The 22,017-nt window shown below is 39.1% G+C and carries 16 protein-coding genes; 14 read left to right on the top strand and 2 right to left on the bottom strand.

The features are described from left to right. The first annotated feature begins 155 nt into the window (after window positions 1–155). The 3 genes from IRB79_RS26090 to IRB79_RS26080 all read left to right on the top strand — a co-directional run bounded on the left by IRB79_RS26090 (window position 156) and on the right by IRB79_RS26080 (window position 7,213). Window positions 156–4,463 carry a bifunctional 2',3'-cyclic-nucleotide 2'-phosphodiesterase/3'-nucleotidase gene (locus IRB79_RS26090; protein WP_431833403.1) on the top strand — a complete coding sequence of 1,436 codons (4,308 nt, stop codon included), beginning with the start codon at window positions 156–158 and terminating at the stop codon, window positions 4,461–4,463. A gap of 281 nt (window positions 4,464–4,744) precedes the next feature. Then, complete coding sequence (locus IRB79_RS26085) at window positions 4,745–5,707, top strand: cell wall-binding repeat-containing protein (protein WP_243506032.1); 963 nt, start codon at window positions 4,745–4,747, stop codon at window positions 5,705–5,707. A 108-nt stretch (window positions 5,708–5,815) separates the two neighbouring features. Beyond that, window positions 5,816–7,213 (top strand): cell wall-binding repeat-containing protein, encoded by a 1,398-nt coding sequence (locus IRB79_RS26080; protein ID WP_243506031.1) that lies wholly within the window; start codon window positions 5,816–5,818, stop codon window positions 7,211–7,213. Window positions 7,214–7,380: 167 nt separating this feature from the next. Here IRB79_RS26080 and IRB79_RS26075 read toward each other — a convergent pair whose 3' ends face one another. Next, complete coding sequence (locus IRB79_RS26075; RefSeq protein ID WP_243506030.1) at window positions 7,381–7,932, bottom strand: class D sortase; 552 nt, start codon at window positions 7,930–7,932, stop codon at window positions 7,381–7,383. A 134-nt stretch (window positions 7,933–8,066) separates the two neighbouring features. Here IRB79_RS26075 and IRB79_RS26070 point away from each other — a divergent pair, with 134 nt between their 5' ends. The 3 genes from IRB79_RS26070 (at window position 8,067) to IRB79_RS26060 (ending at window position 13,767) form a co-directional block, all read left to right on the top strand. Further along, entirely contained in the window at window positions 8,067–11,945 is a 3,879-nt protein-coding gene (locus tag IRB79_RS26070) for a leucine-rich repeat domain-containing protein (protein ID WP_243506029.1), read from the top strand. Between the two features lie 71 nt (window positions 11,946–12,016). Beyond that, window positions 12,017–12,235 carry a SadB/YajI family lipoprotein gene (locus tag IRB79_RS26065; RefSeq protein ID WP_243506028.1) on the top strand — a complete coding sequence of 73 codons (219 nt, stop codon included), beginning with the start codon at window positions 12,017–12,019 and terminating at the stop codon, window positions 12,233–12,235. Window positions 12,236–12,348: 113 nt separating this feature from the next. After that, complete coding sequence (locus IRB79_RS26060; RefSeq protein WP_243506027.1) at window positions 12,349–13,767, top strand: cell wall-binding repeat-containing protein; 1,419 nt, start codon at window positions 12,349–12,351, stop codon at window positions 13,765–13,767. Window positions 13,768–13,807: 40 nt separating this feature from the next. Here IRB79_RS26060 and IRB79_RS26055 read toward each other — a convergent pair whose 3' ends face one another. Beyond that, window positions 13,808–14,620 (bottom strand): SGNH/GDSL hydrolase family protein, encoded by an 813-nt coding sequence (locus IRB79_RS26055; RefSeq protein WP_243506026.1) that lies wholly within the window; start codon window positions 14,618–14,620, stop codon window positions 13,808–13,810. A 203-nt stretch (window positions 14,621–14,823) separates the two neighbouring features. Between IRB79_RS26055 and IRB79_RS26050 the strand changes: the two genes are divergently transcribed. The 8 genes from IRB79_RS26050 (at window position 14,824) to IRB79_RS26015 (ending at window position 22,006) form a co-directional block, all read left to right on the top strand. Beyond that, entirely contained in the window at window positions 14,824–15,564 is a 741-nt protein-coding gene (locus tag IRB79_RS26050) for a YveK family protein (RefSeq protein ID WP_243506025.1), read from the top strand. 22 nt (window positions 15,565–15,586) lie between these two features. Next, window positions 15,587–16,258: a CpsD/CapB family tyrosine-protein kinase gene (locus IRB79_RS26045; protein WP_243509671.1), complete on the top strand. Its 672-nt coding sequence runs from the start codon at window positions 15,587–15,589 to the stop codon at window positions 16,256–16,258. A 96-nt stretch (window positions 16,259–16,354) separates the two neighbouring features. Further along, a complete protein-coding gene (locus IRB79_RS26040; protein WP_243506024.1) occupies window positions 16,355–17,116 on the top strand; it encodes a tyrosine-protein phosphatase in 762 nt (253 codons plus the stop codon). A 305-nt stretch (window positions 17,117–17,421) separates the two neighbouring features. After that, entirely contained in the window at window positions 17,422–18,315 is an 894-nt protein-coding gene (gene galU / locus IRB79_RS26035) for a UTP--glucose-1-phosphate uridylyltransferase GalU (protein WP_243506023.1), read from the top strand. Then, a complete protein-coding gene (locus IRB79_RS26030) occupies window positions 18,315–18,992 on the top strand; it encodes a sugar transferase (RefSeq protein ID WP_243506022.1) in 678 nt (225 codons plus the stop codon). The genes galU and IRB79_RS26030 overlap by 1 nt, the downstream gene beginning before the upstream one ends. Before the next feature lie 72 nt (window positions 18,993–19,064). Continuing rightward, entirely contained in the window at window positions 19,065–20,036 is a 972-nt protein-coding gene (gene pseB / locus IRB79_RS26025; RefSeq protein ID WP_243506021.1) for a UDP-N-acetylglucosamine 4,6-dehydratase (inverting), read from the top strand. Window positions 20,037–20,070: 34 nt separating this feature from the next. Then, window positions 20,071–21,255, top strand: coding sequence for a UDP-4-amino-4,6-dideoxy-N-acetyl-beta-L-altrosamine transaminase (gene pseC, locus IRB79_RS26020; RefSeq protein WP_243506020.1), 1,185 nt, complete (start codon window positions 20,071–20,073; stop codon window positions 21,253–21,255). 19 nt (window positions 21,256–21,274) lie between these two features. Beyond that, window positions 21,275–22,006, top strand: coding sequence for a cytidylyltransferase domain-containing protein (locus IRB79_RS26015; protein ID WP_243506019.1), 732 nt, complete (start codon window positions 21,275–21,277; stop codon window positions 22,004–22,006). Window positions 22,007–22,017: the final 11 nt, after the last annotated feature.

The following is a 22,017-nucleotide window of genomic DNA, read 5'->3' as shown; positions in this document are numbered from 1 at the left end:
TTGTTAAAATATTGATTTAACCACATTGACAGCGTTTACAAAAAAATTACAAAATTCGTTGGAATTTTTATATTTTTTTAACAAAAAATGATAGTATTTTACTATTTTTAGTATATAATCGACTTGTCAGACATTAGACGAGAGGTGGAAAAAAGGTGAAAAAGGGTATTAAAAAGAAGTTTAGCGGATTGCTAGTCTCTACACTTGCTGTTGGTATGCTTTCTCCATTAGGATCCGGCGCTTCAGCTGATTCTTTGCCGAAAAATGTCTTATCCAATGAGGCATATGTAAAACTTAAGATCATGGAAACGACTGATGTCCATGGAAGCATTATGAACCATGACTATTATTCAGATACACCTGTTGATAAGGGACTTGTAAAAGTATCGACTTTAATAAAGGAAGAACGTGCGGAGAACGAAAATAACTTACTGTTCGATAATGGGGACCTTTTACAGGGAAATCCTTATACAGATTACATAGCAAAAGTAGATCCGCTGACATTTGCGGACCGATTATCAGGAAAAGACCGTTTTAAAACAGCTGTAGAAGTTTCGAAAAAGGGCTGGGATTCATCCGATGTGGTTGTGATTGCCAGAGCAGATGACTTTGCTGATGCGCTTGCGGCTACACCTTTGGCGTATAAATATGATGCCCCGATTCTATTAACAAAGACAAAAGAACTAAATGCTGATACAAAAAATGAAATTAAGCGATTAGGAGCTAAGAAAGTCCTGATTGTTGGCGGTACAGGAGCTGTTTCTACAGCAGTACAGCAAGAAATTTCTAAAGATTTGAAAGTTTGGGTTAAAAGGATTTCAGGTGCTGACCGCTTCGCAACAGCTGCTGAGATTGCAGGTGAATTAGGCGGAAGCGCAGATGCAGCTATCCTGGCTTACGGCGGGGACTATCCGGATGCCCTTTCCATTGCTCCATATGCAGCTAAAAATGGCATTCCAATCCTATTAACAGGCAAGAACTCTCTTCCAAAAGCAACTGCTGATGCGCTTGCAAACAAGGAAAATACGATTCTTGTAGGTGGTTCCGGCGTAATTAGTACAGCTGTTGAAAAGGCTGTAAAGAATCCAAAACGCTATTCTGGCAAAGACCGTTTTCAAACAGCTGTAAAAGTAGCGACTGAGCTTGACGAAATCAAGAGCAAAGTATTTGTTTCAAATGGCTATGGTTTTGCTGATGCTTTAACAGGCTCTGTGCTGGCTGCTAAAGAAGATGCTCCATTGCTGCTGGTTAAACAAGGCTCATTGCCGGCGGGAACTGATGCACTTGTAGATGGCAAATCCGTCGTTCTTCTTGGAGGAAAAGGAGTTGTTTCTGAAGGTTTAATCGAAAACGAAACACATCCAATCTATGAAGCAATGAATCAATTGGATTACGATGGTGCAACTTTAGGAAATCATGAATTCAACTATGGCCTTGATTTCTTGGAAGGAAGCTTAAAAGGTGCTGAGTTCCCTTATGTAAGTGCCAATGTATATAAAGATGACCATGATAATGACCCAACTAATGATGTAAACTACATCAAACCTTACCAAATCATCGAAAAGAAAGTAAAGGATGAAAGCGGTAAAGAGCAGATAGTTAAAGTGGGAGTCATTGGCTTTGTTGCCCCTCAAATCATGCAGTGGGACAAGGCCAACCTTCAAGGCAAAGTGGTAACCGAAGATGTTGTAGCTTCTGCCAAGAAGTGGATTCCTGAAATGAAAAAAGACGGTGCTGAGGTGGTGGTTGCATTATCTCACAGCGGATTTGACGGGGATAAAACAAACAAAGAAAATACTGCATTTGCCCTAAGTGAAGTAGAGGGTATTGATGCAATTTTAATGGGCCATACCCATAAATCATTCCCAAGCAATGATGCGTCCTTCAAAGTGGATGGAGTAGATACAGCTAAAGGAACCATTAACGGGGTTGCGGCTGTACAAGCGAATGTTGATGGAAGCAATCTTGGTGTTATTGACCTGACTTTGGCAAAAGTGGATGGAAAATGGACTGTAAAGGATTCCCAATCAGAGGTTCGTGTTACTTCTAAGGATGTGGCTAACGATCAGGCGCTTGTAGATGTACTAAAATCTTCGCATGAAGAAACGGTTAAATACATTAACAGCCCTGTTGGCGAAACAACTGCACCTATCCATAGCTATTTTGCACGTGTACAAGATGACCCATCTGTACAAATTGTAAGCAATGCACAAAAAGAATTTGTAGAAAATGCACTTAAAGGAACAGAATATGAGAACCTTCCTGTGCTATCATCTGCTGCTCCATTTAAAGCAGGCAGAAACGGTGCAAGCGAATATACAAATATTCCTAAAGGTACAATCACCATCAAAAACGTGGCTGACCTTTATAAATATCCTAATACTGTGCAAGCAGTTAAATTGAACGGTGCAGAAGTGAAGGAGTATTTGGAGTGGACAGCTGGTAACTTTAATAAGATTGACCCTTCAAAAACAGAAGAACAAAATCTGATTAACAGTGATTTCGCAGCTTACAACTTTGATACTTTAGATGGCGTAACATATGAAATTGATGTAACTCAGCCGGCTAAATATGATTCAGCTGGAAAAGTTGTGAACGAAGGCTCCAGCCGTATCAAAAATCTAGAATTCAATGGTAAGCCTGTTAAGGAAGATCAGGAATTTGTCATTGCAACAAACAACTACCGTGCAGCAATGTCAGTTGTTAACCCTGATGGCAATCGAATCATCTATCAATCTGCTGACGAAAATCGACAGGTAGTCATGAATTACATCATCAAGAACAAGACAATCAATCCATCTGCTGACCAGAACTGGAAGCTGTCTCCTATATATGGTGATGTAAATGTTACATTCGAATCATCTCCAGCAGCTAAGGATATTGCAGCAAGTACTGAAAATATTGAATATGTTGGCGAAGGAGCAAACGGCTTCCACAAGTATGCAGTTAACATGTCAAGACCGTTTGAGGTTCAATTATTAGGAATCAATGACCTTCACGGCCAGCTTGATACATTTAATGCAAAGCTTGGTGCTGAAGGTGCCGGCGGAATTGAATATTTAGCAGCCTACTTAAAAGAACGTGAAGCAACAAATCCTAATACATTCATGCTTCATGCAGGTGATGTGGCAGGAGCAAGCTCGCCGGTGTCTGCATTGCTGCAGGATGAGCCGACGATTAAGCTATTAAATGAAATTGGCTTTGACCTAGGAACACTTGGAAACCATGAATTTGACGAAGGCGTTGATGAGATGCTTCGCCTGATCGACGGAGGAAGCCATCCAAAGACAGTAGATAAGTACGGTGAATTCGAAGGTGCAAGCTTTCCATACGTAGTTTCTAACGTAGTTGATTCAAAAACAAAAGAACCTATTTTGGATCCGTATGTAATCAATGAAGTAAATGGAGTTAAGATCGGATTTATTGGAGTGGCATACTCTGACACACCTACTATCGTTACTCCTAGCGGTGTAGCTGGAGTTGAATTCACGGATGAAGCTGAAGCAATCAACAAGTATGCTAAAGAATTGAAAGACCAAGGGGTAAAATCAATTGTTGTAGTATCCCATAATCCTGTTAAATCTGACACTGACGGCAAAAACCCTACAGAAGAGCTTGTGGATATTGCTAATAAAGTTGATGATGAAGTCGATGTCATGTTTGGCGGACATAATCACCAATATGCGAACACAGTAGTTGATGGCAAGCTTCTGGTGCAATCTTTCTCATACGGAACAGCTTTTTCTGATGTTGATCTTACGATTGACCCTGTAACACAGGACATTATTGAGAAAAAAGCGGAAATCGTAACGACTTACCGCGATGGCATTGAGCCAGATGCAGAAATTAAAGCGATGCTTGATGTATACATTGAAGACGTTGCTCCGATCCTAAACGAAAAAATTGGTACAACAACAACCGGTATTAGCAGAGATGAAAATGCTGACGGCGAGTCTCCAATGGGTAACCTGATTGCTGACTCTATGATTGCTGCAACAGGTTCTGACTTTGCATTCATGAACCCAGGCGGTATCCGTGCAGAAATTGATGCAGGGGAAATCACTTGGAAGGAAGCATTCACTGTACAGCCATTCGGCAATGACCTTGTGACAATGGATCTGACAGGTGCACAAATTAAAACGCTATTAGAACAGCAATGGGGTTCTAAGCAAAGAATTCTTAAAGTTGCCGGCTTGAAATTCTCTTATGATACTTCTAAAGAAGTAGGCAGCCGCATTGTTTCTGCAGCAAAAGCGGATGGAACTCCGATTGTAGATACAGAAACATATTCAGTAACGGTTAACAACTTCATGGCTGATGGCGGAGATGAGCTGCACGTTCTGAAAGAAGGCAAAAACCGCGTAGTCGATGTAGTAGATTTAGAGGCATTAGTTAACTATATTAAAGATCAAGGCGAAGTGAACCCTGTTACAGAAGGTCGTATTACAAAATTAGATAAGTAAAACAAGAAACAGGCTCGTAAGTTGAGCCTGTTTTTTGTTTTTGCTGAGTTTCATATAGAGGGCTTTCGAGAATGCTAGGATTATTGCCTCTAAAGATTTCTTCATATATAAATATAGATTGATATGCCTGCCATAAAACAGAATTGGATTAATTAAAACCCTTTTCAATAAGAGAAAACCTTGTCGAAAAATATTTATGACTGACGCAAGAAATCCATCTATCATTTTTTGGTAATCCCCCCTATAATTACTTTTGATACTTAACCAACTAGGAGGAAATCATGAAAAAGGCTATCATTCTATCAGCTCTATTAACACTGGCATTACCTTTTGGACAAGCTAAGGCAGAAGACGCACCAACCTATCGTATCTCAGGCAAAGATCGTTATGAAACCGCAGTAAACATCTCTGCTGAGGGCTGGGACACGTCTGCAGTTGCTGTTATGGCTACAGGCAAAGACTTTCCAGATGCATTAAGCGCGACACCTCTTGCTTATAAATATGGTGCTCCGCTTCTATTAACACCAGCCAACTCCTTGCCGGACAGTGTAAAAAATGAATTAAAGCGCCTTAAAGTTAAAAGCGTATATTTAATTGGAGGGAAGTCCGTTATTTCTCTAAATATAGAGAAAGAGCTTAATAGTCTGGGAATCTCATCAATAACAAGAATTAGCGGTGCAGATCGCTATGAAACTTCAGTAAAAGTTGCCAAGCAGCTTGGGAACTCAGATAGTGTAGTGGTGGCGACTGGGGAAGGTTTCCCGGATGCACTATCAATAGCCCCAATAGCTGCACAATTAGAAATGCCAATTCTTTTAACCAAAAAAAATTCGGTTCCATCTTCAGTAAGTCAGTTTGTTAAAGCAGAACAGCCGGTGGAATCTTTTGTTATAGGCGGCACTGGAGTCATTAGTGAACAAGTGGCAAGCACATTTCCAATGCCAGAACGTATTAGCGGGGTAAACCGTTATGCAACAAACAGCAATGTCATTCAGTATTTTGAAGAAGCGATTGATATGGATTTACCGGTGATTGCAACAGGTGAAAATTATCCCGATGCACTGGCTGGATCAGCATTTGCTGCCGCTACCTGGAATCCTGTTATTTTAACTCATCCAACTAAACCTCATCAAACAACGAAAGATACGGTCCAAACTTACTCTGATCTAGCAGAACTCTATTTTGTACTGGGCGGGGATAAAGTTGTGACAGACCAGGCAATAAATTCTTTATTTCAGAAGTAAAGAGTCGTAAGTTTAATTAAAGGTTCATCTTGTAGATAAGTATTTCCGATTTGCTATAGTTTAATAGGTTGGATTTTAAGAGAGGTTTCTACAATTGGAGGCATACATGTGAAAAGAAGTATATTATTCTTAGTCGCGTTTGTTCTACTCTCAACTTCATTATTCTCAAGTCCAGCATCAGCCAGCAATAATTTTGAAGAAAAGAAATTCAACAAGCTGCAAGATGATATGGGCTATCCGAATGTTAATGAACAAGAGCCAAATGATTATTTTACCGAAGCAAATTCAATCTCACTTGATGACGAAGTTACCGGGACGATGAGCAGAGAAGATAGGGATATGTTCAAGATAACCATTCCAAAAAGAGGGATGTTTGTGCTTATTGGGCATGTAACGGAAGCCTTTACTAGTCTAACTGGCCAAATCAGTGTTGTGATTTATAAAGAGAACCCGGATGGAACCAGGGAGGATATATCCGAAGCAGAAAGTTCATTTGATGAGTACGGAGGGTTTTATGCTGAGGCTAAATTAGAACCCGGCACATATTATTTACAATTAACGGACAACTATGAAACAACAAGAGGGGAACAATATACCTTCAATCCATTTCTTATTGAACCGGATCTATACAGAATCTCTGGTAAGGATCGATATGAAACGGCTGTAAATGTTGCTTACGAAGGATGGCAATACTCTGGTGCCGATGAAATATTACTGGCAACTGGTACAGACTTTCCGGATGCATTAGCGGCTGCACCTCTAGGCTTTTATTTGGATGCACCCATTTTACTTACAACAAAGAATTCGCTGCCAAACTCTGTTATTCAAGCAATTCGTGAATTGGATGTTAAAAAAGTAACCATCATTGGCGGTACTGGAGTTGTGTCCCAGGGGGTCGAGAACTATCTTAAGAATACTCTTGGACTAACAGTGGCACGCATTTCTGGAAAGACAAGATATGAAACGGCGGTTCAGATTGCAAATAAGCTGCCGCTTCAAGAAACATCTGTTGTCGTTTCAGGGGAGAATTATCCGGATGCCTTATCTATTGGGCCGTATGCTGCTATGAATGGTATTCCAATCTTATTAACTCAGGCCAATACGCTGCCTTCACCAACTGCAGCTCAAGTAAAAAAATACAGCCATACATTTGTCATTGGCGGAACAGGTGCAGTTTCAGAAAATGTTCGTAAACAATTGCCTAGCCCTGATCGAATAAGCGGTAAAAACCGCTATGAGACATCGGCGAACGTATCTAAACAATTATTCTCGGCTGGAATTGACTTTGCATTTGTGACAACAGGAAGCAACTTTGCAGATGCTCTAACAGGGTCAGTCTTAGCAGGATTTTACGGTCAGCCTATTGTATTAACAACACCAAATACACTTCACCCAGCTGCAAAAAAACTTTTTGTTGATGAACAAGTCTTGTGGTACACCATTATTGGCGGAAAAGGTGCAGTGAGCCTTGACGTTGAAGACGAAATTTGGTCACTAATTCAATAATAAACTTGGAAAGAGACAGAGGGGTTCTGTCTCTTTTTTATCTAATAACAAGGGGTATATTAATTAAGAAAAGAAATACAGTGATATTAGAATTAAGCCAACCTTTCACTCATATAAACAATTCTTTGGTTAAGTCGGGTATGACGTAAGTCCCCTGGCTTCTATATTCAATTTTTTGGCCGGGCATAAAAGACAAAGCGCTCAGGCGCGTCCCCGATAAAGTTAAAAGGGTAGCAGGTAGTTACAGTCAATACCTCTTCCGGAGACGTGCTTTTAATAATGGTAAGGTCATCCGCATCAACAATCTTCGTATCATATATTTCATAAGAAAAGTCCCCATACGACAATTTCACAGTAAAGATGTCCCCCACTTTAAGCTGGTCAAAGTTCCGAAAGACTGTGTCCCTGTGCCCTGAAAGAACAATTTGATCTTTTTGGCCGGGAAAAGCCGTCCCGGTGTAGTGGCCCACACCAGCCTCAAGCTGATCATTATCTGTTCCTTCGATGATGGGGATATCCTTATTAATTTTAGGAACCGAAAGAAGTCCGATCGTTTCATTTTGTTCAAATATCAGCTTCTTTTCTGTATCTTCAACAAGCATTTTAACGGCTTCCTCTTTTCTTTCCTCAACCTGAATCTGGGAATCTCTTATCTCGAACAAAGAATAAGCCGTAATGGCTGCTCCAAGTAATAGAAGCAAATAAATGAGCGTTTTCATGCCTTCCCCCTTATTGTCGAAAAACGGCTAAAAATAAAGATTTACATTTATTTATTAACCATTATAATTATCTTAATTGTATAATTCTAGTAAATAATAGTAAATATTAACTAATTCCAAAAAGGAGCAAGCGAATGAAGAAAAGGAAAAACTGGTTAAACATTGCAGTGGTTATGGCTATTATTTTCTCACTTTTTAGTCCAATTTCCCAGACGCATGGACTGACAACTGCAGCTGCCATGATTGATTTGGCGGACCCTGTGGTGGAGGATGGAAAAGTAACGTTAACCTGGAAAACCATTTTATCTGTCCAGAATCAAAGCCCGGAAACCTATCAGATTATTAAAAACGATGAAACCCTGGATGTCGAGCCAACTTTGATATCCAATGAAATCCTAGGTGAAAATGCCGTTAAAACATACGAGTATATTGACCAGGCTACAGCAGAAGATGAAGTATATGTTTACTCTATTAAGGGCCAACAGGGTGATGTGGAGTTAACAAGTGCTGCAAAAACGGTATCAGTATACATAGAGGACAACCAATCCTCACAAGAAGAAAGTGAAGAGCCCGTAGAAGAGGCCAAAGAAGAAAAGGCTGAAACTACCGAGCCTTCAGATGGCAGCCAAGAACAACCGGCGTCTGAAAAGGATTCCGCTTCAACAGAAGAACCAACTAAATCTGTTGGAGAAGTGGTTACCCTAGATAACCCTAATCTTGAAAAAATCATCCGCGAGCAGCTGCCTAAACCAGAAGGCGCCCTTTTAAAAGAAGATCTGGAAAAGTTAACTTTCCTGAATGTAAATGACCGGCTTGGAGATATCGATAGTTTAAAAGGATTAGAGCTTGCGGTTAATCTGCAACATTTAATAATTGAAGATGTGTCGATATCAGATATCAGCGCCCTTGAAAACTTAACGAACCTAACTGAATTAAGACTAAATTCATTGCCTTTGGAGAATATTGATAGTCTTTTAATGCTTCCGCTTCTGGAAAAAGTTCAAATAGGGAATCTGGAGATGGACCTGGGTCCATCAGAAGTGCTAAGGGATTTATCCCATAGAGGCACTCAGATTGAAGTTTTGGATGACAGTAAATCGTTTCTTTTAAATGTCTATCGGATTACCGAATCCTCTGCTCAAGTTTCATGGGGGATGTACGGGTCAGGAAAAGTAGATCAATACACTTTATCTGTTAACGGAGATGTTATTGACACACTGGAAGGTGACGTATATGAATATCATTTAACTGGGCTTAAGCCTTCATCCACCTATAATATTAAAGTAAGCGCTTTAGGTGCTGGTAGTGTAATGGCAGAAAATGAGTTTTCCTTCAATACGTTAGCTTCTCCATTGGGAGAAAAAGTAACAATATCAGACTCTAATCTTGAAGCAGCCATCAAAGAAGAGCTTGGCCTTGATCGTGAACTTTATACGAGTGACATGGAGAGATTGACGGCTCTTTTTGCTCCGGGAATGGAAATTGAGTCGCTCGATGGCTTGGAGGATGCAGTGAATTTGGACCATCTGGTTATTTACGATAACAATATAGAGGATTTAGCTCCTCTGAAAAGTCTAACAAAGCTTATCATCCTGGATATTGGCGATAACCCTGTTTCGGATTCTTCTATTTTTAAGAATCTGACTAAGCTTGCCAATCTGGATGTATCCTACACAGAATTTGAAGATTTTACTTTCCTAAAAGAACTTCCAGGCCTTCAAGCAGTTTATCTATATGGAAACCTTCAGATTGAGGACCATGCCCCATCAATAGAGGTGCTTGAGTATCTGCGTTCCAAAGGTGTGGAAGTGAATTACGATTTTGACGAGAATGTGAATATGGAAATCTATACTGATTTTGTGAATGAATCGAAAATCGGAATCTCCTGGGACTATTGGACAGAGGAAGAGGATGATTACTCCTATCCTGATCAATACGTGCTTTCTGTGGATGGTGTGGAAAAAGAAATCGAAGGCGAAACAAATTCAGAGATTTTTACTGACTTAAAACCAGAAACAGAGTATAGCTTTAAAGTTAAAGCCTATCAGGAAGGGAAATTAATCGGAAAGGCAGCGCTGACTGTAAAAACAGCACAGCTGCCAAGTGGAGAGATTATTCATTTTCCGGATAAGAAGCTGGAAAAGGCATTGAAGGAGAGGCTCGGGCTGGATCGCGATATCCAGGAAAGTGACATGCTCACGCTGATTTCGATAGACTTATCATCCGCAGAAATTAAGAACCTATCCGGTCTGGAGAAAGCGGTCAATTTGGAGGATTTGTCTCTTTGGGATAATAACATCAAAGACTTATCCCCATTAGGCGGCTTAACACATTTAATGAGTCTGGATTTGGATGGAAATCCGATTACAGACCTTAAACCGCTTACAGGATTATCTAATCTGTTTGCATTGTTTCTTTCCAATACTGGGATTAAAGACTTTTCCAGCTTAAATAACCTATCCGGCTTAATGTATTTGACACTCTCAAATAACGGCATCGGAAGCATTCCGGATTTATCCGGGCTGAAAAACCTCGAGATATTGGAGTTGAGCAGCAACGACATAACATCTCTTAAGGGACTTGAAGGACTGTCAAACCTGATGATGCTGACCATTGAAAGCAATCCGGTATCCGACTTTTCAGCGCTGTCCAAAATGAAGCTGCTATATTTGGATGCTTCTTATACAGATATGCAAAACCTTAAGTGGGCTGCAGATTTAACACAATTAGAGGGCCTTGCAGTTGCTGGAAACAATCTCAACGATATCTCACCACTGAAGAATATGAAAAACTTATCCATGCTTATGGCAAACGATAATCAGATCAGTGATATTGGAGTTCTGCTTGAGCTTGAAAAGTTAGAATATGTAATATTATTTAACAATGAGGAGCTGGATCTGTCGGAAGGCTCCGAAGCAATGAAAATCATTGAGCAGCTTCAGGCAAAGGGAGTCTTTGTTGAATACGAAGACTTTGATGAAGGAATGCTTTATTTTGACTCAATAACCTCAACAAGTAATACCATTGATGTCTCTTGGACATATGAAGGGGAAGAGGAGATTGAGGAGTATCAGCTGTATCTGAATGGCGAGCTAATAGGAAGTGCAGACCCTTCAGAACCTTTCTTTACTTTTGAAGGATTGGAGTCCGGAAAAGAATATGAAATAGTGGTAGAAGCTTGGTCTGGAGAAGAATTTATAGACTATGCCTTTGCTTATGTTTGGACGTTAAGCGAAGACTTAAATTTTACTGATATCAGTACATCTGATAGCTCAATTGAAGCCTCTTGGGACTATACAGGGAATGAAGAGCTAAGCGGCTACAATGTATATTTGGATGGCGAGTTCCTGGAGTTTGTTGACGCCGAAACAAATAATTATAGGTTTGAAGAATTAATGCCGAGAACATCCTATACATTAGCCCTTGAGGCGGTCAATACAGAAGAATCAGTGGTTTCCTTTACTTCCACTGAAGTTCAGACAGACAGTGACAGTGCTGTAAAGTTCGTGGATGCAGCAGCAACAGAAAACACGATTGAGGCTTATTGGGAATATACAGGCTCAGAGCTTGATGAGTATTCTCTCTATCTGGATGGTGAATTAGCGGTAACCCTGGATCCAGAAGAATCATTCTATGAATTCACCGGCTTAAGAGAAGGTACTGATTATGAAATTAGCATTGAAGCTATTCTGGATGGAGAAGTTGTTGCGTTTGATTCGCTGCTGATTAGCACGGAAAAAGCCGAGGAAGAGGATGGCGGCACTGTTCCGGGTAAAAATCCCGGCAAAGGCGGAACACCGGAAAAAGATAAAGGTAAAACAGGCTCACCAGCAAAAGATCAGAACGTGAAAGACAACAAGCCAGCCAAACAGACTGTAAAAAACACTAAATCAGGCAAGAAGCTTCCAAACACAGCGACGAATATGTATAACATGCTGGCGCTGGGATTGACTTTGTTATTCGCTGGGTCCATGATCATGCTATGGCACAGCAGAAGAAAGAAGCTTGTATAAAAGTAAGCAGGATCCCTCCTTATATGGGGGGATTTTGTTATGTCAATATAATAGAAAGGAAATAACTTATCATGAAAAAAGTAATGAACCTATCATTCATATTATTGATCCTATTAGCTAGCGGATGCAGCAGTCAGGAAGAGGCTGAAAAGAATGAAAAGGAACTAGCCAAACTGCAAAAAGAAGTGAGCGAGCTAAGAATTGAAAATACAAAACTGAAAATGGAAAATACAAAGTTGGAGAAGAAACTGAAAACCATCATAAAGGAGAGAACTGACAGCAAAAATTAACTGATTGGATCCTTTGTTTCCCTTTTTCAATAATTTACTATTTTTAGATATAAGAAGAAATGCTATGATAAATATGTCTAAAAATACAGATAAATGTCATATAGGGGGAAAGAATGAAAAGGATCAGTCAATGTTTAATCCTGCTGTTGTCGGTGTTTGCAATTATATGGAATATTGATATCCCAGAGGCAAAGGCAAATTCAAATCTTGAAAGAATATCGGGAGATAACCGAATACATACAGGTATTAAAATATCACAAAGAGGCTGGCCAAAGGGTCTGGTTTCACAGGAAAGAGCCGTTATCCTTGCAAGAGCTGATAATCCGGCTGATGCCCTGGCGGCCGCAAGCTTGGTTGGTGTAAAGGATGCTCCGATTCTATTAACCTACCCAAACACAATAGATGCGGCCACTTTGAATGAAATGTCACGCTTAAAAGCTGCAAAAGTATACATATTGGGTGGAGCAGGTGCGATTAGCGCAGGGGTGGAAAATGCGATCAGAAACAAAGGAATTGCCACACAAAGGGTCAAAGGAAGCACCCGCTATGATACGGCAGCTGCCATCAATTCCATAACAGGGGCTTCATCTGCTAAAGCCATTCTCGTAAACGGGGATACCATTGTCGATGCATTGCCTGCGTCCAGCTATTCAGCTATCAATAAAATCCCTATCTATCTTGCCAAAAGGGATTCGCTTCCAAAAACCCTTCCTCCTGCAATCAAAGAGGTAATCATTTTTGGCGGAACAGGAGTGGTCAGCGAGAACCTAAAAAAGTCACTTGCTGCAAAGGGGATTAAAGTACAAAGAGTGTCAGGTGAAAACCGCTACAGCACAAGCGTAGAGGCAGCAAACTTAAATAATAATACTGACAATGTCATTTTTGTAAGGGGTACATCCACTAATCAAACATACCCTGAATATCCGGATGCTGTTGCTTCTTCCGGATTGGCAAAAAAATTAAATACAAATATTGTGCTTGTCCATCCGACGAGTGTACAGGACCCGGTCTATGATTATGTAAATCAAATCGATCCAAAGGTATACGTTTTGGGAGGAACAGGTGCTGTAACGGATAAGGTGTTAACGGGCTATGGTCTTTTAGCCGGGAATTCTTGCCCTCCTTTTAACTGGCCCGCAGATGGGACTCTAACATCAGGTTTCGGATCTCGATGGGGAAGCTTCCATTATGGAATTGATATTGCCAAAAAAGGAGATGTGCCTGTAAAAGCAGCATACGATGGAACCGTTAGCTATGCAGGGACAATGAGCGGGTACGGCAATACCATCATGATTAGACACAGAGGAGACGCACAGGAGACGTTATATGCCCACTTAAGGAGCATATCAGTCAAGAAAGGCCAGATAGTCAAAACAGGCCAGCAGATTGGCTGGATGGGCAGTACCGGCCAGGTAACAGGCCAGCATCTTCATTTTGAAACACATTTGGGGCTATGGAATGGATCGAAGTCCAATGCGGTTGATCCGATTAAACTGCTGCCAAATTCATCAACGCCCTCTTCCTGTTTTTAAAATGAAAAACCACCATTGAAGTTTCAATGGTGGTTTAAATTTACTTGCTGATAAAATATTCGTTTACAAACTTGCTCCAAAGAAGGTGTCCCTCTTCGTTAGGCACGTCTCCTTCTTCGGATAAGTAACCGAGAATTTCTTCACCCTGCGGATCAGGCCATGCTGTCCAGTGATCAAGATACGGAATATCGTTTGTTTCTGCATAGTTTTTTAACTCTTCCACCTGAACAGGATAATAACTTGCCTGATAGATTGGATGTGGAGGCTGAATGATAAATACGGCTTCCGGATTTTCGGCATTTACTGTATCGATCCAATTAGATATATGGGTATGAGAATCCTCAATACGGACCTCGCCGTTATCATTTAGAGTCAATGGCTCTAAAAGGATTAGATCGGGCTTTAGAGCTGCCAGTTCCTTAGCTTTATTTTCAGCAGAGAAATCCATGGAGGTTCCATTATAAGTTTGGATGACTACTTCTAATGAATCAGCGCCATATGCTTTCTCAAGCTCTGCCTTTGTTAATTGGGCCCAGCCATTGGTATCATTGCCAAGGGCTTCAGAGCCAGCAAGGACAATTTTAAAAGGCTCTTCCTTTTGCAGAGACAATTCAAATTGTTTTTTTGCTGCATCAGGCCAATTTTTGGAAAGAATCTCGAACTCTTCTAAAGTGACCTTTGAAGTACTCGATGGAGCTTCAGTTTTAGATGCCTTTGTGTCAGAGTCTGATTCTTTACTTTCCTGTACGGGCTCCTGTTTAGAAAGCCCAGTCCTTTCATTCCAATGGGCATTTCCTAAAAAAAGGACCACTGCACAGCCTATCGCAAGGATAATAATCAATAAATGCTTCATAACAACCTCCAGAAAAATTTATATACATGTAATAATTTCCAAAAAGGGATAACATCTATCAAAATCTTACAATTTATAGTTAAATAGAAACAGTGATTACGAGTTCTTTACATTTTCATTAAAATTATGACAAAAAAACACAAATTTAGCAATATTTTATGATATAATACCTTTTGTTTTAAACATATAACTAGGAGGATATCATGGAGGAAACGATTAGTCTAAAAGAACTATTCCAGACGTTAAAAAAGAGATTCTCTCTTATTATAGCCATAACCATTGTAGCAGTCATGATCAGCGGGATAGTCAGTTATTTCTTATTAACACCGATTTATCAATCATCAACACAGATTCTCGTTAACCAGGCGAAAGATGAACAAGGGGTATATACTGCCGGAGAAGTTCAAACCAACCTGCAGTTAATTAACACATATAACGTCATTATTAAAAGTGCAGCGATTCTTGAATTAGTCAAAAAGGAATTGGACCTTGATATCATTACAGGTGCACTGAATGAAAAAATAACCGTTCAAAGTGAGCAAAGTTCACAGGTTGTCACAATCTCAGTGCAGGATGAAGACCCGCAGATGGCAGCGGATATAGCCAATAAAACAGCAGAAGTTTTCCAAAAAGAAATTGTAAATATTATGAACGTTAACAATGTAACGATCCTTGCTAAAGCCGAATTAGGGGAAAACCCTTCACCGGTTAAGCCACAGCCTCTTCTTAATATTGCAATCGCAATGGTGGTAGGTTTGATGGCAGGTGTCGGAATTGCCTTTCTATTAGAATACTTAGATAACACTATCAAAGATGAACAGGATATTGAAAAAGCAGTAGGCCTTCCGGTTCTTGGGGTCATTGCAACGATTGAAGAAACAAGCGAAAGCCCAAGCCGTTCAGAAAGAAGCTCAAGATTAAGGGGTGAGACGATTGGCTCTTAAAAAAGCAGTGAAAAAGATGGCGATGGAACATAAGCGCAAGCTCATCACAAAGAACGATCCCAAATCACCTGTGTCTGAGCAATACCGCACAATCAGAACAAATATACAATTCTCTTCTATAGATGAAGAAATTCGAACCATGATGGTGACATCGTCAGGTCCTGGAGAAGGTAAATCCACCACAACGGCAAACCTAGCAGTTGTATTTGCACAGCAAGGTAAAAAGGTACTACTTGTAGATGCGGATTTAAGAAAGCCAACCGTACACTATACCTTTAATGTATTAAATACATCAGGATTAACTAGTGTATTAACAAGCCAGCTTTCGCTTATGGAATCTGTTAAAGCGATTGATGTGAAGAATTTATTCATACTTCCAAGCGGTCCAATTCCGCCTAATCCATCAGAATTATTGGGATCAAGAGCGATGGATTATTTTATGAAGGCTGCTTTGGAAGAATTTGATATTATCCTATTTGATACACCGCCAGTTTTGGCAGTAACAGATGCACAAATACTATCAAACAAATGCCAGGGAACAATCATCGTGGCAGGCAGCGGAAAAGCAGAGAAAGATCAGTTAATCAAAACGAAAGAGTTGTTAACGGGTGCTCAAGGCAAGCTGTTAGGTGTCGTATTAAATAATAAGAAAATGAAAGAAAACCAACATTATTATTATTACGGAGCGAACTGACAAATATCGACAGGTTTTACTCTTTACGGTATTAAAGCAACGTGTTACCATTACAAAAGAACTAAAAGCTGACAAAAAACGGGAGGGTTGAGCGAAATGATAGATATTCATTGTCATATATTGCCTGGAGTAGATGACGGGGCACAAACGATGGAAGATAGCCTGGAGATGGCAAAGGAAGCAGTCAAAGAGGGCATTACCTCTATCATCGCTACCCCTCACCATAACTCTTCTTATCAGAACGAAAAACCAGAGATTCTTTTGAAAGTAAAGGAATTAAACACGAGACTTAAAGAGGAAGCAATTTCAATAACAATACTTTCAGGACAAGAAGTAAGAATATATGGTGAGCTACTAGAGGATCTGGAAAAAGGAACGATTCTTCCTTTATGTGAATCCCAATATCTATTTATTGAATTTCCTTCAAATCATGTACCAAGATATGCTGAAAGACTTCTATTTGATATTCAGCTGCAAGGTTTAATTCCGGTTATTGTACACCCGGAACGAAACAAACAATTACTGGAGCAGTCAGACCTCCTATATCAATTCGTGGAAAAAGGGGCACTGACTCAAGTAACAGCATCCAGCTTATGTGGCTATTTTGGGAAAAACATAAAGAAATTCTCACATCAATTAATAGAAGCGAACTTAACTCACTTTATTGCATCTGATGCACATAACATAAAGAACAGGACATTTAAAATGTCAGAAGCTTTGGATGAAATAGAAACTCAGTATGGAGTAGACATGGTTTACATGTTTACGGAGAATGCGGAGCTTCTAGTTCAAAATCAAAATATTTATAAAGAAATACCCGAGAAAATCAAACGCAAGAAATTTCTTGGAATCTTTTAGTAATTTTTACTTGAGTAATAATTAAATGTTAGAAAAATGACCGGTAATGTCTCCTAACCCGATACCAATGGAGGCACTCGGCCATGCTGTGGGTAGAGAACTTACCTTAGACGCGGTGTCGTCGATAGCATGGTGTGAGGGGGGGTTAGATGCCCCGTGGCACTATGCCATTCAGATTTATTTCGCTTACAGAAATAAATATAAAAATGTAAATATCTAATGCTAGTACAGGAGTTATCCTGTTTTACCATTAGATATTTATTTTGGGCATTTTAGCTTTGACAATTGAAAGGAGAAAAGAATTAATGAAGAGGGTACGTAAGGCGATTATTCCTGCTGCAGGTCTCGGTACAAGATTTTTGCCAGCAACAAAAGCGATGCCAAAGGAAATGCTGCCAATTGTGGATAAACCTACAATTCAATACATAGTGGAAGAAGCGGTAGCTTCAGGAATTGAAGATATTATTATTGTTACTGGTAAAGGGAAGCGTGCGATTGAAGATCATTTTGATTTTGCACCAGAGCTTGAGCAGAATCTGGCTGAAAAGGGGAAGCTCGACTTACTAGAAAAGGTGCGCTACTCTACGAATTTGGCAGATATCCATTACATTAGACAAAAAGAACCTAAGGGATTAGGTCATGCAGTATGGTGTGCCCGTAACTTTATTGGTGATGAGCCATTCGCTGTTCTGCTTGGTGATGATATTGTTCAAAGCGACACGCCCTGCTTAAGACAGTTAATTGACCAATATGAAGAAATTCATTCTTCTGTTATTGGTGTACAAAAAGTCTCTGAACAAGACACTCATCGTTATGGAATTATTGACCCTGAGACACAGAATGGAAGACGTTATCAGGTCAGTAATTTTGTAGAAAAGCCAAAGCCAGGCACAGCACCATCTAATTTAGCAATTATGGGTCGATATATTTTAACACCTGAAATCTTCATGTTCCTAGATAAACAAGAAAAAGGTGCCGGGGGTGAGGTACAGTTAACAGATGCAATCCAGCATCTAAATCAGATCCAGAGAGTTTTTGCTTATGATTTCGAAGGAGACCGGTACGATGTGGGAGAAACCTCTGGTTTTGTGAAAACAACTATTCAATTTGCTTTACAACATAAAGATTTAGAAGAAGAAATTGTTTGCTATATGAAAGAAAAAATAAAGGAGTTTGAGAAGAAAGTAGGTGTATCGTGATGGCAAAAGCTCAACTGAATTCAAGTCAATATTTAAAAGAAAGCCCTATTCTGCAAAAGAGTATATTTGAAAGAGGTATAAAGAGGTCACTAGATATAATTGGCTCTATATTTGGCCTTATAATATTATTCCCGGCATTCGTTTTGCTTTCTCTATTCTATGTGTTTGGCGATAATAAAGGCCCAATTTTCTTTAAGCAAATTCGCATAGGGCAGGATGGTAAAGAATTTTATATCTATAAGTTCCGTTCCATGGTGGTAAAAGCAGAGGAGAAACTTAAGAGTGATAAAGCTCTATATGAAAAATATAAAGCTAATAATTATAAATTAGAGCCAGAAGAAGATCCTCGAATAACAAAATTTGGACAATTTATTAGGAAAACAAGCTTAGATGAGTTACCTCAATTCATAAATGTTCTAAAAGGTGATATGAGTTTAGTTGGTCCAAGACCTGTAGTTAAGGAAGAGTTAATGGAATATAAACATAGAAAAGCAGAATTTCTTTCAGTAAAACCGGGAATCACTGGTTATTGGCAAGTATGTGGCAGAAGTGATGTTGGTTACCCAGAAAGAGTAGATATTGAACTATTTTATGTATATAATCAATCTCTATCATTAGATATTAAGATTTTAATTAAAACTGTATTACTTGTTTTGCTAAGAAAAGGTGCATATTAGTAGTTATATACAAGAGTACTATTAATGAAATCTAATAAAATAAAAATCAAATAAAAGAAAGAGGAATATATTATGTATAATCTGAATGGAAAAACTATTTTAGTAACTGGAGGAACGGGTTCTTTCGGTAAGAAATTTATAAATAAGGTATTACAACAGGATGTTAAAAAAGTTATTGTTTTTAGCCGTGACGAATTAAAGCAATATGAGATGGCACAGGAATTCACTGACTCTCGTATTCGTTTCTTCATTGGGGATGTTCGTGATAAGGACCGCTTATATAGAGCTTTTGATGGAGTTGATGTAGTAATTCATGCTGCAGCGTTAAAGCATGTAGGTGCATGTGAATATAACCCGTTTGAAGCGGTTAAAACAAATATCCATGGTGCACAAAATATTATTGAAGCTGCCATTGATCGTGGTGTACAAAGGGTTATTGCTTTAAGTACTGATAAAGCTGCTAGTCCTGTTAACCTATATGGTGCAACTAAGCTTGCTTCTGACAAATTATTTGTTGCAGCAAATTCATATGCAGGAGATAAGGATACAAGGTTCTCTGTTGTACGCTATGGTAATGTAGTTGGCAGCCGTGGAAGTGTTGTTCCATTCTTCAAGAAAATCCGTGAAACAGGTAAATTGCCAATCACAGATGAAAGAATGACAAGATTCTGGATTACATTGGAGCAAGGTGTGCAGTTTGTTTTAGATAATTTAGATAGAATGAACGGCGGAGAAATTTTTGTTCCGAAAATTCCAAGCATGAAAGTTACTGATTTGGCAGAAGCAATTGCTCCAGAGTGTGAAATTGAATATGTTGGAATTCGTCCAGGGGAAAAGTTGCATGAAGCGATGATCACTGAAGATGATGCAAGACGTACATTAGAATTTGAATCCTACTATGTAATTCAACCTGAATTTCCTTGGTGGTCTGAAGAGTATAAACATGATGGTAAGGAATTAGAGGATGGTTTCAAATACACGAGTGATTTGAATACTGAATGGCTTACTGTTGACGAATTACGTTCATTAGTAGAAGAAATGTAATCTTTGATTACATTTCTTTTTTAGGAGGACCATAATGAAGACAAAGAATGTTTCTGAAACGACTAGAGACACCTATTTACCCTATGGGAAACAGTGGATTGATGAGGAAGATATAGAGGCTGTTGTTAAGGTTTTAAAAGGTGATTATTTAACGACTGGACCTGCTATACAAGCATTTGAGCAAAAAGTAGCAGAATATGTTGGAGCGAAATTTGCAGTAGCCTTTTCAAATGGTACCGCTGCCCTACATGGTGCCTGCTTTGCAGCTGGTATTGGTAATGGTGATGAAGTAATCACAACTCCAATGACGTTTGCAGCTAGTGCCAACTGTGTACTATATCAAGGTGGAACAGTGGTTTTTGCTGATATTGATCCTAAAACATATAACATTGATCCAAATGAAATAGCGAACAAAATTACGAAGAATACTAAAGCAATTATTCCAGTAGATTTTACTGGACAACCAGTAGAATTAGATAAAATCCATGAACTAGCTAAGAAGCATGACTTAGTTGTTATTGAGGATGCTGCGCATGCTATTGGGGCTGAATACAAAGGGAAAAAAGTGGGATCATTAAGTGATATGACCATGTTCAGCTTTCACCCTGTCAAACATGTAACCTCAGGTGAAGGCGGTATGATTGTTACGAACAATAAGAAATACTATGAAAAGCTTTTGCAATTCCGTTCTCATGGAATCACCAGAGATACTGAGCTAATGCAAGAAAACCATGGGCCATGGTATTACGAGATGCAATTTCTCGGCTACAATTATAGAATGACAGATTTCCAGGCAGCCTTAGGCTGTAGTCAGATGGATAAGATAGATATGTTTGTAGAAAAGCGTAAAGAAATAGTAGCTAAATATAATCAGGCCTTTCAAGAAATTCCTGAGGTTATCACTCCTTTTCAAAATGAGTCAGGAGACTCAAGTTGGCATTTATATATTATTCGGTTGAATTTAGATGATTTATCTGTGGGAAGAAAAGATATTTTTGAAGCACTGCAGAAGCAAAATGTTGGAGTAAATGTCCATTATATTCCTGTACATTTACTTCCGTTTTACCAGGGACTCGGTTATTCGAAGGGCTCATTACCGAATGCTGAAAAGTTATATGAAGAAATTATTTCACTACCTTTGTTCCCAGCAATGACAGATCAAGATGTAGAAGATGTAATTAGTATTTTCACGCAAACTGTGAAAACATATTCAAAATGAAATAAGAGAAGGTGTTTCATTGAAAGTAGCAGCAATCATTCAAGCACGTATGGGCTCTACAAGACTGCCAGGGAAAATATTGAAAACTGTTAATGGGAAGCCATTACTAGAGTATCAATTGGAGCGAGTAAGACTTTCTAATACTATAGATCAAATTATTGTAGCAACTACTGTAAAAGAAAATGAACAGCCCATTATAGAAGTGTGTGAAAGACTGGGAGTTGACTATTATCGTGGTTCTGAACAAGATGTATTATCTCGTTACTACGAGACAGCAAGGAATCATGATATCGATATTATTGTACGTTTAACATCTGATTGTCCAATCATTGATCCGGCAGTGATTGATAAAGTGGTGAACCATTATTTAAATAATAAAGGTACTATAGATTATGTTTCGAATACACTAGAAAGAACTTATCCAAGAGGACTTGATACAGAAGTCTTTTCATTCGAATCATTAAAAAGGGCTTATCATGAAGCTACTCTACCTAGAGATAGAGAACATGTGACAGCATACATTTATTCTAACCCTAAGCTTTTTAAGCTTGAAAATGTAAGTAGTAAGAGAGATTACGGTTCTTACCGCTGGACGGTTGACACAGTGGAAGACTTTGAATTGATTAAACGAATTATAGGCGAGTTATACAATACAAAAGAAAAATTCTCCTTAGAAGATGTTATAGAATTATTAAAAATAAATCCTCAATGGAATGATCTTAATGCCCATATCGAACAAAAGAAGATATAGGTTGGGATGAA

It is taken from the genome of Cytobacillus oceanisediminis (genome assembly GCF_022811925.1).
Lineage (GTDB): Bacteria > Bacillota > Bacilli > Bacillales > Cytobacillaceae > Cytobacillus > Cytobacillus oceanisediminis_D.
Note: the sequence above shows the minus strand (reverse complement) of the source record. Positions and strands in the feature narration are given on the sequence as shown.

Coding starts and splice junctions, on each gene's coding strand:
- IRB79_RS26085 (WP_243506032.1), top strand. CDS start 4,745: ATGAAAAAGGCTATCATTCTATCAGCTCTATTAACACTGGCATTACCT.
- IRB79_RS26075 (WP_243506030.1), bottom strand. CDS start 7,932: ATGAAAACGCTCATTTATTTGCTTCTATTACTTGGAGCAGCCATTACG.
- IRB79_RS26070 (WP_243506029.1), top strand. CDS start 8,067: ATGAAGAAAAGGAAAAACTGGTTAAACATTGCAGTGGTTATGGCTATT.
- IRB79_RS26065 (WP_243506028.1), top strand. CDS start 12,017: ATGAAAAAAGTAATGAACCTATCATTCATATTATTGATCCTATTAGCT.
- IRB79_RS26060 (WP_243506027.1), top strand. CDS start 12,349: ATGAAAAGGATCAGTCAATGTTTAATCCTGCTGTTGTCGGTGTTTGCA.
- IRB79_RS26055 (WP_243506026.1), bottom strand. CDS start 14,620: ATGAAGCATTTATTGATTATTATCCTTGCGATAGGCTGTGCAGTGGTC.
- IRB79_RS26050 (WP_243506025.1), top strand. CDS start 14,824: ATGGAGGAAACGATTAGTCTAAAAGAACTATTCCAGACGTTAAAAAAG.
- IRB79_RS26045 (WP_243509671.1), top strand. CDS start 15,587: ATGGAACATAAGCGCAAGCTCATCACAAAGAACGATCCCAAATCACCT.
- IRB79_RS26040 (WP_243506024.1), top strand. CDS start 16,355: ATGATAGATATTCATTGTCATATATTGCCTGGAGTAGATGACGGGGCA.
- galU (WP_243506023.1), top strand. CDS start 17,422: ATGAAGAGGGTACGTAAGGCGATTATTCCTGCTGCAGGTCTCGGTACA.
- IRB79_RS26030 (WP_243506022.1), top strand. CDS start 18,315: ATGGCAAAAGCTCAACTGAATTCAAGTCAATATTTAAAAGAAAGCCCT.
- pseB (WP_243506021.1), top strand. CDS start 19,065: ATGTATAATCTGAATGGAAAAACTATTTTAGTAACTGGAGGAACGGGT.
- pseC (WP_243506020.1), top strand. CDS start 20,071: ATGAAGACAAAGAATGTTTCTGAAACGACTAGAGACACCTATTTACCC.